General features: G+C 37.8%; 13 protein-coding genes and 1 pseudogene. 3 read left to right on the top strand and 11 right to left on the bottom strand.

Annotated elements, in window-relative coordinates; translation table 11 throughout:
• Positions 1-10: 10 nt before the first annotated feature.
• The 7 genes from grpE to gpr form a co-directional block, all read right to left on the bottom strand.
• Positions 11-643 carry a nucleotide exchange factor GrpE gene (gene grpE / locus KW850_RS20060; protein WP_218349539.1) on the bottom strand — a complete coding sequence of 211 codons (633 nt, stop codon included), beginning with the start codon at positions 641-643 and terminating at the stop codon, positions 11-13.
• Between the two features lie 74 nt (positions 644-717).
• Positions 718-1,749, bottom strand: a complete 1,032-nt coding sequence (gene hrcA, locus KW850_RS20065) for a heat-inducible transcriptional repressor HrcA (RefSeq protein WP_218349562.1) — start codon at positions 1,747-1,749, stop codon at positions 718-720.
• A 131-nt stretch (positions 1,750-1,880) separates the two neighbouring features.
• A complete protein-coding gene (gene hemW / locus KW850_RS20070; RefSeq protein ID WP_218349540.1) occupies positions 1,881-3,014 on the bottom strand; it encodes a radical SAM family heme chaperone HemW in 1,134 nt (377 codons plus the stop codon).
• Positions 3,015-3,092: 78 nt separating this feature from the next.
• Positions 3,093-4,928 carry a translation elongation factor 4 gene (gene lepA / locus KW850_RS20075; protein ID WP_218349541.1) on the bottom strand — a complete coding sequence of 612 codons (1,836 nt, stop codon included), beginning with the start codon at positions 4,926-4,928 and terminating at the stop codon, positions 3,093-3,095.
• Between the two features lie 382 nt (positions 4,929-5,310).
• The gene (locus tag KW850_RS20080) at positions 5,311-5,637 is read right to left on the bottom strand and encodes a DUF3679 domain-containing protein (protein ID WP_218349542.1); all 327 of its coding nucleotides are present in this window, start codon (positions 5,635-5,637) and stop codon (positions 5,311-5,313) included.
• Between the two features lie 19 nt (positions 5,638-5,656).
• A complete protein-coding gene (gene spoIIP, locus KW850_RS20085) occupies positions 5,657-6,859 on the bottom strand; it encodes a stage II sporulation protein P (RefSeq protein ID WP_218349543.1) in 1,203 nt (400 codons plus the stop codon).
• 125 nt (positions 6,860-6,984) lie between these two features.
• On the bottom strand, positions 6,985-8,109 hold the full coding sequence (gpr, locus tag KW850_RS20090) for a GPR endopeptidase (protein ID WP_218349544.1): 1,125 nt from the start codon (positions 8,107-8,109) through the stop codon (positions 6,985-6,987).
• A 213-nt stretch (positions 8,110-8,322) separates the two neighbouring features.
• Between gpr and rpsT the strand changes: the two genes are divergently transcribed.
• On the top strand, positions 8,323-8,583 hold the full coding sequence (rpsT, locus tag KW850_RS20095; RefSeq protein ID WP_218349545.1) for a 30S ribosomal protein S20: 261 nt from the start codon (positions 8,323-8,325) through the stop codon (positions 8,581-8,583).
• Between the two features lie 55 nt (positions 8,584-8,638).
• Here rpsT and holA read toward each other — a convergent pair whose 3' ends face one another.
• Complete coding sequence (gene holA / locus KW850_RS20100) at positions 8,639-9,655, bottom strand: DNA polymerase III subunit delta (RefSeq protein WP_218349546.1); 1,017 nt, start codon at positions 9,653-9,655, stop codon at positions 8,639-8,641.
• A gap of 303 nt (positions 9,656-9,958) precedes the next feature.
• On the opposite strand from holA, the gene KW850_RS20105 reads away from it, so the two are divergent.
• Positions 9,959-10,093 (top strand): YqzM family protein, encoded by a 135-nt coding sequence (locus KW850_RS20105; RefSeq protein ID WP_218349547.1) that lies wholly within the window; start codon positions 9,959-9,961, stop codon positions 10,091-10,093.
• 254 nt (positions 10,094-10,347) lie between these two features.
• Here KW850_RS20105 and KW850_RS20110 read toward each other — a convergent pair whose 3' ends face one another.
• The 3 genes and pseudogenes from KW850_RS20110 to KW850_RS20120 form a co-directional block, all read right to left on the bottom strand.
• Positions 10,348-12,675: a DNA internalization-related competence protein ComEC/Rec2 gene (locus KW850_RS20110; RefSeq protein ID WP_218349548.1), complete on the bottom strand. Its 2,328-nt coding sequence runs from the start codon at positions 12,673-12,675 to the stop codon at positions 10,348-10,350.
• Between the two features lie 79 nt (positions 12,676-12,754).
• Positions 12,755-13,201, bottom strand: a pseudogene (locus tag KW850_RS20115) (ComE operon protein 2); the annotation flags it as partial.
• Between the two features lie 74 nt (positions 13,202-13,275).
• On the bottom strand, positions 13,276-13,917 hold the full coding sequence (locus tag KW850_RS20120; protein WP_218349550.1) for a helix-hairpin-helix domain-containing protein: 642 nt from the start codon (positions 13,915-13,917) through the stop codon (positions 13,276-13,278).
• 86 nt (positions 13,918-14,003) lie between these two features.
• Here KW850_RS20120 and comER point away from each other — a divergent pair, with 86 nt between their 5' ends.
• Positions 14,004-14,828 carry a late competence protein ComER gene (comER, locus tag KW850_RS20125; protein WP_218349551.1) on the top strand — a complete coding sequence of 275 codons (825 nt, stop codon included), beginning with the start codon at positions 14,004-14,006 and terminating at the stop codon, positions 14,826-14,828.
• Positions 14,829-15,010 lie beyond the last annotated feature (182 nt).

Genomic DNA, 15,010 nt, shown 5'->3' on the forward strand with positions numbered 1-15,010 from the left:
ATATGTAGTCTTATTGATTTACTTTTACCATCGCAGGTCGGATAACGCGGTCTTTTAACAAATAACCTTTTTGAAATTCATCCGTCACAATGTTTGAGCCATAATTTTCATCTTCACCCTGCATTACTGCCTGATGCTGATGCGGATCAAACTCTTTACCTACTGATTCGATTGGTTCAACACCTTCACTTTTCAAGGCATCAAGCAAACTGCGGTATACCATGTCCATTCCTTGTAGAAGTGTCTTGGTTTGTTCATTATCCGCTTCAATTTTCATAGCTCTTTCAAAATTGTCAATCGCAGGTAATAAATCTGTAATAAGTTTTTGTGCTCTATATTTTTGGCCCGCTTCTAGATCTAATCTAGTCCGTCGGCGGAGATTATCAAAATCTGCTTGTAGACGTAGATATCGATTATCAGCTTCCACTAACTTTTCCTTCAACATTTGAATTTCTTGGTCTTTTTCATCTACAAGAGTGTCTTCGGCTGGTTCTGTTGCTACCCCCTCTTCAAAAACAGGCTCAACCGTTTTTTCATCGGTAAGTTCAACATTATCAGTACTTTCAACTTCAATTTCTTCATTCAATGTTTTATTATTCTCATTCGTCAACTTACTCACCTCCCTTAAAGCTTTTGCCACCATTTATAGGATAATCCATCTTCATAGAAAAGGGGGTGAAATAAACGGCATTTCACCCTTACTCAATATTACCCGTGTTATTTATTTTGATACAGTTTTGTCCATACAGCAGTTAAATCCTTACTTAGCAATTGTAATAAGCTAATCACTCGGGAATATTCCATTCTAGTTGGACCTAGGATTGCAATCGTCCCTAAATTTTCTGCCCCTGCCGAGTAGGTAGCTGTGATGAGACTGCAATTATCCATAACACTATTATTATTTTCAGTGCCAATTTTGACCTGAATTCCTGCTGAATCATTTCGGATTAAATTATAAATCCACTCTTCCTGATCAATCATGGTTAAAAGACTGCGGAGTTTGGTTACATCATGAAACTCCGGTTGGCTTAACATATTGGTCTTTCCCGCAAAGAACAGTTTTTCATTAATTGGCATTTTCAATGAATCTGCTATTGTATGCAGCATTAAATCATAATCATGGATATGCTGCCGTAAAAGCATCGCAACTTCTTTATAAATCTTATCATTTAGATCATCAAGAGGTACCCCTGCTAAACGATCATTTAATATATTTACTGTTTTCTCTAAATCACCAGCATCTACTGACGGTGGCAAAGAAAAGGTTCTATTTTCTACATGACCCGTATTTGTAACAAAAATAGCCACAGCGGTTTCTTTGTTTAACGGGATAATTTGAATTCTTTTCAACTTATTAACACTGACAGCAGGACCAAGAACAATTGATGTGTAGTTCGTAAGGTCTGATAAAATTTTTGCAGATCTTTGGATAATTTTCTCGAATTCGAAAATTTTCTCAGCAAAAATCGACTGAATGATAGAGATATCATGTTGATTTAACACTTGTGGAGACAAAAGATGGTCAACATAATACCGATAACCTTTTTCCGATGGGACACGCCCTGATGAGGTATGTGTCTTTTCAATAAACCCCAACTCTTCAAGATCGGACATTTCATTGCGAATGGTTGCCGAACTGAAGGAAATTTCTTTCTTTTTCGACAGACTTCTTGAGCCGACTGGTTGGGCAGATCGAATAAAGTCATCAACAATAACCTGAAGAATTAACAATTGACGATCTGTTAGCAACATTCATCACCTCTGTTAGCACTCCTAGTTAACGAGTGCTAATTATATTAATAAATTATCAAATTAAGGGGGATGGTGTCAATCAAAAAGAACAGAGAACCTATGATTTAGGACAATGAATAAGGTCAACTCTATCTTAGAAATGCCTGGAAAACTTCATTTCCTAGCAGTCTCCCCTTTTTCGTTAAAAATATATGATTTTTTCCAACTTCTAACCACTGTTTTGCAGTTAAATCCAAAATCTCTTTTTCGAATAATTGAAGTGGGTCTTCTGCAAACTTTTCAATAAAGTGAGGAATGGAAACCCCAGCAGTTTTTCGCAATCCTAAAAACATTTCTTCTTCCATTTGCTCCACTTTTGTAGTCAGATGTTCTTCCATAACCGGGAGGTTCCCTTTATTTATTTGCTCCATATATCTTTTTAAAGGACCAATATTTGAACGTCTTATCCCATTTAAATAACTGTGAGCCCCAGCCCCAAACCCATAATAGGAATCGTTATTCCAATAGGTCATGTTATGCCTGCTCTCAAAGCCTGGTTTCGAAAAATTACTAATTTCATACTGATTGAATCCATGCCTTTCCATTTCTTCCATTAATAATTCATACATCACCGCTTCAACATCTTGACCAGGTGTTGGGAGCTTTCCTTTTTTCAATAAATTATAAAAGACGGTTTTTGGTTCAATGATTAAGGAATAGGCAGAGTAGTGGGTAATATCAAGTGAAAAAGCTTCTTTTAATGTCTCTTTAAAGTCTGTAAGAGTTTGTGTGGGTAAACTAAAGATAAGATCAATACTAATATTTTCAAATCCTACAGATTTTGCGTTATCGATCGTTTGATAAACATCTTTCGCTTTGTGAACACGGCCGATTTTTCGCAATAATTCCTCATTGAATGTTTGAACGCCAAGGCTAATTCGATTCACTCCAGCCTCTTTTAATATTTCTAATTTCCCCATCGTTAAGTCACCTGGATTAGCTTCAAAGGTAAATTCTACAGGCTCACGCTTTGGCAAATTTCTGTTAATACTTTCACAAAATTGATAAAGCTGCTTCTCATTTAATGAAGTGGGCGTACCACCACCGACAAATATAGTCTCAAGGACATTTGTCGGAAATTGGCTTACAGTCATCTTCATTTCTTGCTCAAGTGCTTTTAAATAGTCATCTACCGGCTGTCCCTTTAGGAACACTTTATTAAAATCACAATAATGACAAATATGCTCGCAAAAAGGGATATGGAGATAGGCAGATTTAATCATTTCTTTCACTTCCTCTATTGATATAACAAAAAGAGGCTAGAATTCGCCCAAAATGGCTTGTCCTAACCTCCCGCTAGTTTATTTTTTTGTGTTGCTATCGTCCATTTTTAAAACAGCCATAAATGCTTCTTGTGGTACTTCAACGGATCCAACTTGTTTCATCCGCTTTTTACCTTCTTTTTGCTTTTCTAGCAATTTACGTTTACGGGAAATATCTCCACCATAACATTTTGCTAAAACGTTTTTACGCATGGCTTTAATGGTAGAACGAGCAATAATTTTTTGACCAACAGCTGCCTGAATAGGAACCTCAAACTGCTGCCTTGGAATAAGTTCCTTCAGCTTTTCAACAATGATCTTCCCACGTTCATAGGCGAAGTCTTTATGCACGATAAAGCTTAGGGCATCCACTTTTTCAGCATTTAGCAATATGTCCATTTTAACCAAACTGGAAGGCTTATAACCAATTAACTCATAATCAAAGGAGGCATATCCTCTTGTGCTTGATTTCAATTGATCAAAGAAATCATAGACAATCTCTGCTAATGGCATCTCATAGATAATACTTACCCGATTTTCAGCCAGGTATTCCATCGTTACAAAAATTCCCCGTTTTTGTTGGCAAAGCTCCATAATCGTTCCTACATAATCATTTGGTGCCATCATAGTTGCTTTAACATATGGCTCTTCGACGCGATCTATTTTTTGCGGGTCTGGCAAATCAGATGGATTATCAACTTTAATTTCTGAACCATCTGTCATATGGACGTGGTAGATAACACTTGGTGCTGTCGTAATTAAGTCAATTTTGAATTCACGTTCAATCCGTTCTTGAATGATTTCCATATGTAGCAATCCTAAGAATCCACAACGGAAACCGAATCCAAGTGCTTGTGATGTTTCTGGTTCAAATTGAAGTGAAGAATCATTTAACTGAAGTTTTTCTAACGCTTCACGAAGATCATTAAATTTCGCTGTGTCAATTGGGTAAAGTCCACAATAAACCATAGGGTTAAGTTTCCGGTAACCTGGAAGTGGTTCAGTTGCCCCATTTTTTGCATTGGTAATCGTATCACCGACACGAGTGTCGCCGACATTTTTTATTGATGCAGATAAAAAGCCAACATCTCCAACGGTTAACTCATCACGCATCGTTGCTTTTGGTGTAAATACGCCTACTTCATTTACTTCAAATTCCTTCCCAGTCGCCATCATTCTTACTTTGTCGCCCACCTTAACCGTTCCTTCGACCACACGAATGTACGCGACAACGCCACGATAAGCATCATAGAGGGAATCAAAAATCAGGGCTTTTAAAGGTGCTTCCGGGTCGCCCTTTGGAGCAGGGACTTTTTGAACCACTTGTTCCAAGATTTCTTCAATCCCGATCCCAGCCTTTGCTGAAGCTAACACTGCTTCTGAAGCGTCCAAACCGATAACATCCTCGATTTCACCGCGGACGCGCTCTGGATCTGCACTTGGCAAGTCAATTTTATTGATGACTGGTAAAATCTCAAGATCGTTATCAAGGGCAAGGTAAACGTTTGCTAGTGTTTGTGCTTCAATTCCTTGTGCAGCGTCAACGACTAAAACAGCCCCTTCACATGCTGCAAGACTTCTTGATACTTCATAGGTAAAATCGACATGTCCCGGTGTATCAATTAAATGGAAAATATACTCTTCCCCATCTTTTGCTTTGTATTTTAATTGGACGGCATTTAACTTTATGGTTATACCGCGCTCCCTTTCAAGATCCATTGAATCTAGAAGCTGGTCTTTCATTTCCCGAGAGGTCAACGCATTGGTTTTTTCCAAAATTCGGTCAGCCAATGTTGATTTCCCATGATCAATATGGGCAATAATCGAGAAATTTCTTATTTTTGATTGTCGTTTGAGTCTTTCATTATTGTTCACGGTATTTCACTCCTACTATACTCGCACATATACACTATTTTGAATTATATCAATAGGATTAACAAGATTCAATGAAAATCTAAAAGCGGTAGCGTCTTGCACAGGGGCGACAAGCATAAGACGAGCCGGCGAGAAGGTTGTTCTTTAACCTTCTTGACGGATTGGATTAAAAGTGGAAGCGACTGTCCTGGGACGAAGGCATAAGACGCACACTGCAAGAAGGCGCTTTTTGCCTTCTTCAGGGGGTGGCTTATGCCTCGAGTCCCAAGGAGCCGAAACCAGATAGGCTTATGATCCCGAGCACCTAGACGCTGGAGCTAGACACTGATAATATTTCAAAGAACCAAAATAGCGGCACCTAAATGGTGCCACTTTTATGATTTTAATCAGTAATAAGGTGAACTAACTTTTCAGAAGCCCCAGAGATACTTTCAGACATCTTCTTTCCCATCGAAGAGAAAAAATTATATGCACTAATTTCTTCTAACTTCTTCTGCTTTGCCTCAAGATCATGGCTGGAGATATCGTTTCCCAAAAAGGTAGCTTGTAAATCATTGTTTGTTTCATTTAAACCAACAGCGTTTTGAAAATTCGGATCGTCATAGCCTTTCATCTTATGAATACCGTCATTCGCTAATTGCATTCCAACTAAAACAGAGATTAACATGAGAGCGGCTAAGCATAAGCTTTTTAACATGAACATTTTCATAAAAAATGCTCCCTTACATCTATTGTTTTTTTGTTGATTGTTCAACGTCCTGGTTAACTTTTTCAGCTTGCCAGTAAAATTCACTAAACACATCCGCGAGGGCATCTGCGGAACGATTTAATTCCTCAAATGTATTATCAACTCCGCCAAATTCAATCAAAAGTGCATTTTCCGAGAGGTTTTGATTATAGATACTATTTGAACCCGCTGCGTTTTTAATAATGACTCCTCTGCTTAAGCCCTTATATTTTTTTTGAAGGAGATCGTGAAGAGCCTTAGCTAGTTTTGCATTCTTTTCATAATTTGGATTTTTACCACCGATAATAAAAGCAAGTCTCGCATATGATTTACCCTTAATATCAACGGTTGTTTGTGGTTTTCGCTGCGAATCCCGATGAATATCAATCAAATAATCTAAATCATGGTTTGAAGCCATAGCAGCCTGAACAACAGGGCGCGATTCATCGTAAGATTTCCAAAACTTCCATCCCTTCTTATTTAAGCTGGCCTGAATGTCTGTATTATTAACTGTAGTTCCGATTCCTCTATCTTCGAGACTTGTTTGTAAATGATCACCAATTTTCATTACATTTATTTTCGAATGATAAGCTAGGTTTGGATTGGTTACACCTTTTAAATAAGGAAGATAGGATTCCCGATTATGCGAGAAGTAAACATAGACCACTTTTCGTTTCCCCGTGGTTTGTCCTGGCGTTGATGGAGTATTTTCATTAGACGGCTTTTCGATCACGTCCAAATTTTGCAATGATGCCTCCCGCTCCGCTTTCATTATTTCAATAGGAGGGGCGGATTCAATTGGCATATTGGTGTAGTTTGTCCCCTCACCTGCCACAAGAATTTTCCCGTCAAATTCATAAAAACCTGGGAGTTCCCTCCCTAAGAGACTGCGGGGATCATTTAAATTAATATTGCTTGAGAGCTTAAATACCAAGTTCGTTAATTTAGGAGTTGTCGTCCAATCTTGTTCCACCGATAAGAAATGATGATTTTCCCAACCCATTAATTGATACAGTAATTCTCCATTCACATTTGTTGCTGCTTGATTTACCGAGGACGACATTAGTCGATATTGTGGCTTTAACGAGGTTAATAACCCACTAATAGAGAAAATCAATAGCATAAATAGTAACAATAATCCAGCGGCTTTAAGTAGACTTGTCCCTTGTACCATAACAAAAGTTCCTGAATTTCTAGCTTTCATGGTTCCACCTCGCAAAACGAATTCTAGTAAATGATATGAAGATACTAGAATTGATAGAACCCGAAGTTTAACTTTAGAGGCATCTTTTAAAAAAATAGGTTTCAATGATGCCTCTTTTCCTGCTTTTATTTTGTATAGTAACCTGCATTTCCTTGATCAACTGCACCATGAAGTGAAGCATTTAAACCGTTCGCAATTAAATTGGCCATATCCTCTATAAAAACATCTACTTCCTTGGGGGTTACCATTAAATTATGTCCGATTGGAGAAAGAACTTCATAAATTAATTTTCTTTTCTCTTCTTCTTCCAGTGTTCCTATCATTCCAAGAAAAGTCTTCCGATGCTTTTCTTCCGGTAAGTCCTCTTCAGTCAGTTTACGGCGCTCTCCGAAGCTCATTCCAGCTGGAGCGAGTGCTCTTGAAGGACGATTGCCCTCATTCAACTCTTTTCCAAAATGCTTAAGAATAAAATCGATTGTATCACTCGTAATCGATACAGCATCTACCACGGTTGGTACCCCGATTGCGATGACGGGTATCCCTAAGGTTTCTTTGCTCAATTCTTTTCTTTTATTACCAACCCCAGAACCAGGATGTATACCAGTATCAGAAATTTGAATGGTTGAATTAACCCTTTCAATTGAGCGTGATGCAAGTGCGTCAATCGCTATAACAAAGTCTGGTTTTGTTTTTTCAACGACCCCAAAAATAATATCGCTTGTTTCAATCCCCGTTAATCCCATTACGCCAGGTGAAAGTGCACTAACGGATCGAAAGCCTTCTTCAACATTTTCCGGCTGTAGCTGAAAAAGATGTCGTGTCACCAATAAATTCTCACAAACCATTGGTCCAAGTGCATCAGGGGTCACATTCCAGTTTCCTAATCCAACTACTAAGCATGAATCCGTTTTTTTTATTCCGCTTCCCTCCAAAAAATAGGAAAACTCTTTAGCAAAAATCTCCTCTACCTTTTGTTGGACCTCAGTATTTTGCTGGCGGATTCCTTGGACTTCGACAGTTAAATATCGTCCTGCTTTTTTTCCTAACTGTTGTTCTCCTTGATTCGTTACTTCCACTAAAGAAATCTTTATATCATCAACATCTTTTTCCTTAATAATTACGCCTTCAATTTGTGAAAGATCTTTCTCTTGTCCGACAGACCCTTTCTGCTGTGAAAGGACCATTTCCCTTGCTTCAATCGCCAAATCCGTTCGTACAGAGTACTGACTTAAGTCAATCGACTCACCCATTATTATTCACTCCTATCAAAATCTGCCTATAATCTAGTAACTATTTCCTATTTTCCCCCTTTACCTTATAAAACATGCAAATGATATTTCTTCTGTGAAACAAGTATTGCATTATAGGCATCCATTTGATAAAATATTTCATGTTCTGATTAATTTTTTAGGAATGTTAAGTCGAGTTCATATAGTCTCGATTCTTTGTAGGAGGTGAAAGTAATGCCTAATATTAAATCTGCTATTAAGCGTGTAAAAACAAGTGAAGCTCGTAACGCTCAAAATACAACTGCTAAATCTTCTATGCGTACTGCTGTTAAGAAAGTAGAAGCTGCTATTTCTACAAACGACGGTGCAGCTGCTAAAGAAGTATTTGCTGCTGCTGCTAGTAAATTAGACAAGGCTGCTGCAAAAGGACTTATCCACAAAAATGCTGCTGCTCGTAAAAAATCACGTCTAATGAAAAAAGCTAATGCTCTTTAATTTTGAGCAAAATAAAAAAACGATTCCCTTTTAAAGGAATCGTTTTTTTTTATTTTTATTTTTTCAAATGAAATAGAAACATTTCAATCAGTAAAGATTTATTCATGCCGCCAGTTTTCATTTGGTAATCAGCTTCGGCAAGTAAATCCATTAATTGAGCCAGTTCCTCATCCGTAAATTTATTGGCTTGTCCGAGGGCCAGTTTGACACGGAACGGGTGCGTTCTCAAGAAACCAGCGATTTGCTGTTGCCCATACCCTCTTCTCGAAAGTTCCTTTACTTGGTAGATTAACCTAAATTGTCCTGCGAGCAACGCCAAAATCTTTATCGGCTCTTCATTTTGTTTTAACAAATCATAATAAATCCTAAGAGCCTCATCGAGTTTTCGCTGGACAACTTTTTCAATAAGAGTGAATATATTTTGCTCAAGGGATCGTGCAACTAATTTCTCCACTAAACTAACGTCAATTCTTTTTTCCCCTGCTGCATATAAAGCCAATTTATCCACTTCACTCGTTATCATAAACATATTAGTTCCAACCAAGGCCAACAATTGATCAATTGCATCTGGTTCGAATTCAATCCCGCTGTTTTTCGCCCTGCTTTTGATCCAATTCCTTAAATCATGTTCATTTAACTTTTTGGCTTCAACGACTTCAGCGGTTCTTTTTAATTCCTTCGTTATTTTCTTTCGTTCATCCAACTTTTCATATGGAGCCGAAATCACTATCACCGAATAGGGCGATGGATCTTTCAAATACATTTCAAGCCTAGTTAAATTATGGACCGCCTTTTCCTTTGATTTTTCTGCCGTTAAAAAAATGGGATTATGTAAAAAGATGACTTTTTTTTCACCTAAAAAAGGAAAGGTTTCCGCATCTTCGATTGCTACTTCGATTGGCGTTTCCTCTAAATCATAACTGGCAAAATTAAAATCCTTCTCCTCTTCGGTCAAAATATGGTTAAGTAATAATTGCTTTGTTTCATTAATTAAAAATGACTCGGTTCCAAATAATAAATAAATAGGAGCAATTTCCTTTTGTTTAATTTTTCTCCAAATATCCATTACCATGTGTCAGCGCTCCCCTTCTTTCCATTCATTCCTATGGTAAAGAAGCTTGGACATTTTGACAAGCATTTTAAAGGGAATTAGCACCTATTTCAAAAGTGCTAATTCCCTATCTATTTGAACGCCTGCAATAGAAGCCCTAGGATATTCTATTGTCTGGCGGAGTTCCTTTTGTAAGTATAGTGTAGCCGTTTATCAGTCTTACTATTTTGACAACTCTTGTCAGTTGTGGAAAGCTATTTGAAGTTTGCTGGATTTTTTTTCGAGAATGACTTATACTATATTGTGAAATAGGAGGGGTAGACTGTGAACGAATTTGAAAAAGATGTGCAATGTAAACGAAATGACGCAAATGATTCTGGGGTAGGATTTGGGGTTTCTTTTGGTTTTTTTGCCCTAATGTTTATTGTTGCAACAGTCATTAAGGTAATCGGTTCCTAATGAATGGCTACATATGTGTAAGGTAGAAGACTGCATTCGTGCAGTCTGTTTTATTATTTAGGCTGTGTTAAACTTGCCTGTTGATTTCCGCTTCAGGCGTGTGCGGTTCAGGGAACCTCCTCGGTGAGTTGCGCGCCTGTGGGGCCTCCTTGGTCCTGTACTCACGGAGGAGTCTCGCGCCTTCCGCTCCAATCAACATGGTTAGCAAAATCAATAATGACCTTTAACATAATGTTTTTTTAAGATGCTTTATCCTATGGTAAATAGGGGAAAAAGGTTCCTTTCCTGTGATAAAATTTATAAGTTATCGCTCCTTGTTTATCCGTTCGAAAAATATGGGTATTGGTTTTTTCTAACCGATCCAGCACCTCGTGATGCGGATGCCCAAATCGGTTTTTTTCACCTACTGAAATCAAGGCTGCTTTTGGATTTATTTGAGTGATAAAAGATTCTGCGCTTGATGTTTTACTGCCATGGTGGCCCGCTTTTAATACATCAATATGTAAATTAGGATATTGTTTAATGATCTTCACTTCCCCTGCTTGATCTAAATCCCCTCCAAAAAACCAACTTACTCCGCCTATTTGCGCAATGAACGAAATGGACCCGCCATTTCTTTCTCCGTCATAATTCTTTTCAGGGGATACGATATAAAAACCATTTTCTTCAATTGCCCACTGAGCTCCTGCAGACACTCTTTTGACAGGAATACGCTGCTTTTTCGCTTCCTTCATAATATCAAATTCTGTTTGAGATGGTTCGACCACATCAGGCATCAGGATTTGTTTTACCTTAATCTCTTTTAAAATTGAAAATGTCCCTCCAATATGATCCATATCCCCATGGGTTAGGATCAGTTTGTCAATCTTGGTAATTCCCTTTCCTTTTAGAAATGGAACAACAACATCCCTTCCCACTTCAAAGGATTTAGCCCGTTCTCTCCATTTTTCTTCAGCAAAATGCAAGGTTCCACCTGTATCAATAAGATAAGTCCCCTTCCCATGCGGAAAATGGATTAGAAGACTATCTCCTTGGCCGACATCAATCATCGTTACTTCCCCAAATGGAGATAACCAGTTCCAACTGTGCTGCGATATTAGGAGGAAAATACTGAAATTAATTAGGTAAACTTTCCTTTTTGGAAACCTTTTTGATTCCCACAGATAAAAAATAGCTAGGAGCAGTACAATATAACTGATGAGGATTAGCACATTTGGTCGCCCGGGTATAAAACGGAATAAGGAAAATGCAGCTAGATATTCAATTAAATGATTGGCAAGCCTAATAATCGTTAAGAAAAAATTAGTCAGAAGAATAGGGGTTTTTCCAAAGAGTAATTGAATGAAAAACAAAAGATATAGTCCGGGAAGATATAGAAATGAAAAAAGCGGGATATAAACCATATTTGCAACGATGCCTATTAATGAAACTTCAAAATAATGATACAGCAGGAAAGGAAGGGCTGCTAATTGAGCAACCACTGAGGTAGCGAGCATCCGCGTTAAATTCCTTTTATATCCCTGAAGAATACCCGGAGCTGATAAAATGATAACAAAACTTACTGAAAAAGAGAGTTGGAAGCCTGCATCGAAAATTACCATTGGATTAATAAACAAGTAAGAAAGAAAAGCCAAACTGATGGCGTCAAGCGGGAAAAGCCTTATACGCACCCGCCACTTTACGGTTAGTAAGACAAGAAAAATCATCATAGCAGAGCGAATAACCGAGGGCGAACTTCCAGTTAAGATCACATAGATTGGAAGAAGCACGAGAAGAAAATTAATCATGAACTCCCTCGTTAATCCGAATCGAATGCCAAGATAATAGACCATCGCGATTAGTAAGGAAACATGGAGGCCCGAGATAGCCAGTAAATGAACAATACCAGTTTTTTGATAAGCTGATAAAATATCGGGATCAAATAAATTTCTGTCACCAAAAATTAACGCGGCAGAAAGGGAGGCAATTTCACCAGGAAACTGAGACTCGAGATATTTAATCCCCATATAACGCAGTTGCTTAATCATGACCAATGGAGATAGCTGCAGTGGTGAGCAATGTTGAAGTGGATTTTCTTGAATCTCTATTATCCAATAAATGTTCTTCCTCGTTAAATAGGTTCGGTAATTAAAAGCATTGGGGTTTTTGGCAATGGCAGGCTTTTCTAGCGCGCCTGATACGGTGCATAATCTTTGATAAAACATTCTTGTTTGTAAACTTGCTTTTTCATGTTCGGATTGAATTTTGTAGCGGACGAGGATTTTCTCCTTGAAGTGTTGCTCTGTTGCCTGAACTTGTAATAAGTCACCATCAATTTTAGGGTCTTGAGTATACTGTAGATGAAAAACCGTAGTAGGTGCGGGGATAACTGTTTTATTAAGGGAAGCGGAATGATATCCAATCAACAGGAAGATAATAAAACACACCGTTATACATGTTAAATGTAAAAAAGTAAATCGCTTGTATTTATATAGAAGATAAAGAGTAAGAATTTGTAATAAGAAAAAAGGAAGGAACTGAACAAGAGCACCTAGTACTCCAAATAAGACAGCGATTGCGAAATAGACGTATTTTCCATTCATCTGATTTACTCCATGTTCTTTTAAATAGAAGAGCCGGCATATTACCGGCGTCCGTTTTGAAGTCTTATTGTTTTACCTTTTGTAAATCAATAACTGACTCAGTTAATTCAACCTTTTCAATTGAAACGTTTGCTTTATGAAAAAGGTCAATCGCATACGGATGATTTTTATAATCCTCCGCATAATAAACCGTTTTAATACCTGCTTGGATAATTGCTTTACAACATTGAAGACACGGGAAATGGGTGACATATATTTCAGCATCCGCGGTCGGAACTCCAAATTTAGCACACTGTAGCAGTGCATTCATTTCAGCATGTATGGTCCTCACACAGTGATTGTCAATAACATAACAACCTGTATCAATACAATGGTCTCCGCCCGTGATCGAACCATTGTAACCACCGGCAATAATTCGTTTATCTCTTACGATGGTCGCACCGACTGTCAACCGAGTACATGTGCTTCTAAGAGCAAGCAAATGGCTTTGTGCCATAAAATATTGATCCCATGAAATTCTCTCCACTTCTCCCACTCCCTTTTTTAAATTACTTCCTTAAGTTTAATCGTGCTTGTCCATATTGGTCAAATAAAGTTTTCCTAAATAGTTATCAAATCTTTTAATTTTTCAAAAGTTTTGTCACCAATACCGCTAATATTTTTTAGATCTTCAACTGTTTTAAAGGGGCCACTCGTGTTTCTATATTCGACGATGGCTGCAGCCTTAGCTGGCCCAATGCCGGGGAGATTTTGCAACTGAGTTTCATCTGCTTTATTAATGTTAATTTTCGTGTCTTTTTGACTGCCTCCTGAGGAGGAATTATTACCTCCGGAAGCGATTGGTGTTGTAATACCCTCTTCTCCTTTTGCAGGTATGTAAATAATCATTTCATCCTTGACATGTTCTGCAAAATTCACCTGACTTTGGTCTGCTTTGTCCGTTAATCCCCCTGCGCGGCTTATTACATCAATCACTCTTTCTCCTGTATTTGCTTGATAAACTCCTGGCTGTTTAATTTGTCCTTTCACATCCACCATAATTTTTACTGGGAGGTCAGACTGCTTTTCAGGTTGGATATTTCTATTTTCTTTCTCTTCACTTTGAAACGTTTCTTCCATACTTAGGGTGTTAGTTGGCGAAGTCATAACAGAACCGCTGACATAAAAATAATAAATACCACTTAGTGCTATCAAAGCACCTATTAATACAGAAATCTTATGTGCAATCAACCAGTCTTTCACTTGAATCCTTCCTTTCTAAAGGTATATTTCACTTTCTGAATTCATATGGTTATAAAAGAATATTGCATGCGAGGAGGGTCGGAACAATGAATATAGGTATTATCGGTACTGGTAATATGGGGACAATGCTGGTTGAAGCCATGATTGAAGGAAAAGCCATTTCCCCTGCTTCGATAATAATTACAAACAGGACAAAATCAAAAGCCTTGTTGCTTAAAGATAAATATAAAGGAATTAAAGTTGGGGCAAATCCAGGAGAAGTAGCTGCTGAGTCCGACTTGTTATTTGTTTGTGTCAAACCATTGGATGTATATAAAATTTTAAATGAAATAAAACCACATTTAAGTCCAGAAAAATGTCTGATTTCGATAACGAGTCCTATCAGTACAAGCCAAATTGAGAAAAAGGTGGCCTGTTCATCTGCCAGGATTATCCCAAGCATTACCAATCGGGCCTTATCTGGGGTGTCATTGATTAGCTATGGAGAAAATTGCAGTGAGTTATGGAAAACAAAAATCGAGGAATTAACGGCCAAAATTTCGGTACCGGTTCATATTGAAGAAAAAATAACGAGAGCTGCCTCTGATATCGTCAGTTGTGGTCCCGCGTTCTTTAGCTATTTACTACAAAGTTTCATCAAAGCTGCAGTAAAAGAAACTGAAATTGATGAAAATGATGCAACCGTTATGGCAAGTGAAATGATTATCGGTCTAGGTGAGTTATTAAAGCAAGGACATTATACGTTGTCGTCACTACAAGAAAAGGTATGTGTAAAGGGTGGAATTACAGGCGAAGGTATTAAAGTATTAGATAATGAGCTCGGGGAAATTTTTGAACATATCTTCCAGGCAACACAAGCAAAATTTAAAGAAGACCTTGATAAAGTGGAAGCACAATTCTCAAATTATTAATTTCGTCATGAACTGACAATATTCCTTTTTTTTAAAATAAAAAAGCCATCTTTTTTGAACTGTAACCCGAATAATGGACACTAATTAAAAAGTGCCCCTTTATTCGGGTTTTTCTATGTCCCCAGAAAGAAAACCCGTTTATAATAAAAGAATTATTGTGGACGGAGGATTTACATGAGTAA

The organism is Bacillus sp. sid0103, from assembly GCF_019219025.1.

What these genes read in the sequence shown, in the direction of transcription:
- grpE (WP_218349539.1), bottom strand. Translation starts at nt 643, where the DNA reads ATGGTGGCAAAAGCTTTAAGGGAGGTGAGTAAGTTGACGAATGAGAAT.
- hemW (WP_218349540.1), bottom strand. Translation starts at nt 3,014, where the DNA reads ATGATTAAATCTGCCTATCTCCATATCCCTTTTTGCGAGCATATTTGT.
- KW850_RS20080 (WP_218349542.1), bottom strand. Translation starts at nt 5,637, where the DNA reads ATGAAAATGTTCATGTTAAAAAGCTTATGCTTAGCCGCTCTCATGTTA.
- spoIIP (WP_218349543.1), bottom strand. Translation starts at nt 6,859, where the DNA reads ATGAAAGCTAGAAATTCAGGAACTTTTGTTATGGTACAAGGGACAAGT.
- gpr (WP_218349544.1), bottom strand. Translation starts at nt 8,109, where the DNA reads ATGGGTGAGTCGATTGACTTAAGTCAGTACTCTGTACGAACGGATTTG.
- rpsT (WP_218349545.1), top strand. Translation starts at nt 8,323, where the DNA reads ATGCCTAATATTAAATCTGCTATTAAGCGTGTAAAAACAAGTGAAGCT.
- holA (WP_218349546.1), bottom strand. Translation starts at nt 9,655, where the DNA reads ATGGTAATGGATATTTGGAGAAAAATTAAACAAAAGGAAATTGCTCCT.
- KW850_RS20110 (WP_218349548.1), bottom strand. Translation starts at nt 12,675, where the DNA reads ATGAATGGAAAATACGTCTATTTCGCAATCGCTGTCTTATTTGGAGTA.
- comER (WP_218349551.1), top strand. Translation starts at nt 14,004, where the DNA reads ATGAATATAGGTATTATCGGTACTGGTAATATGGGGACAATGCTGGTT.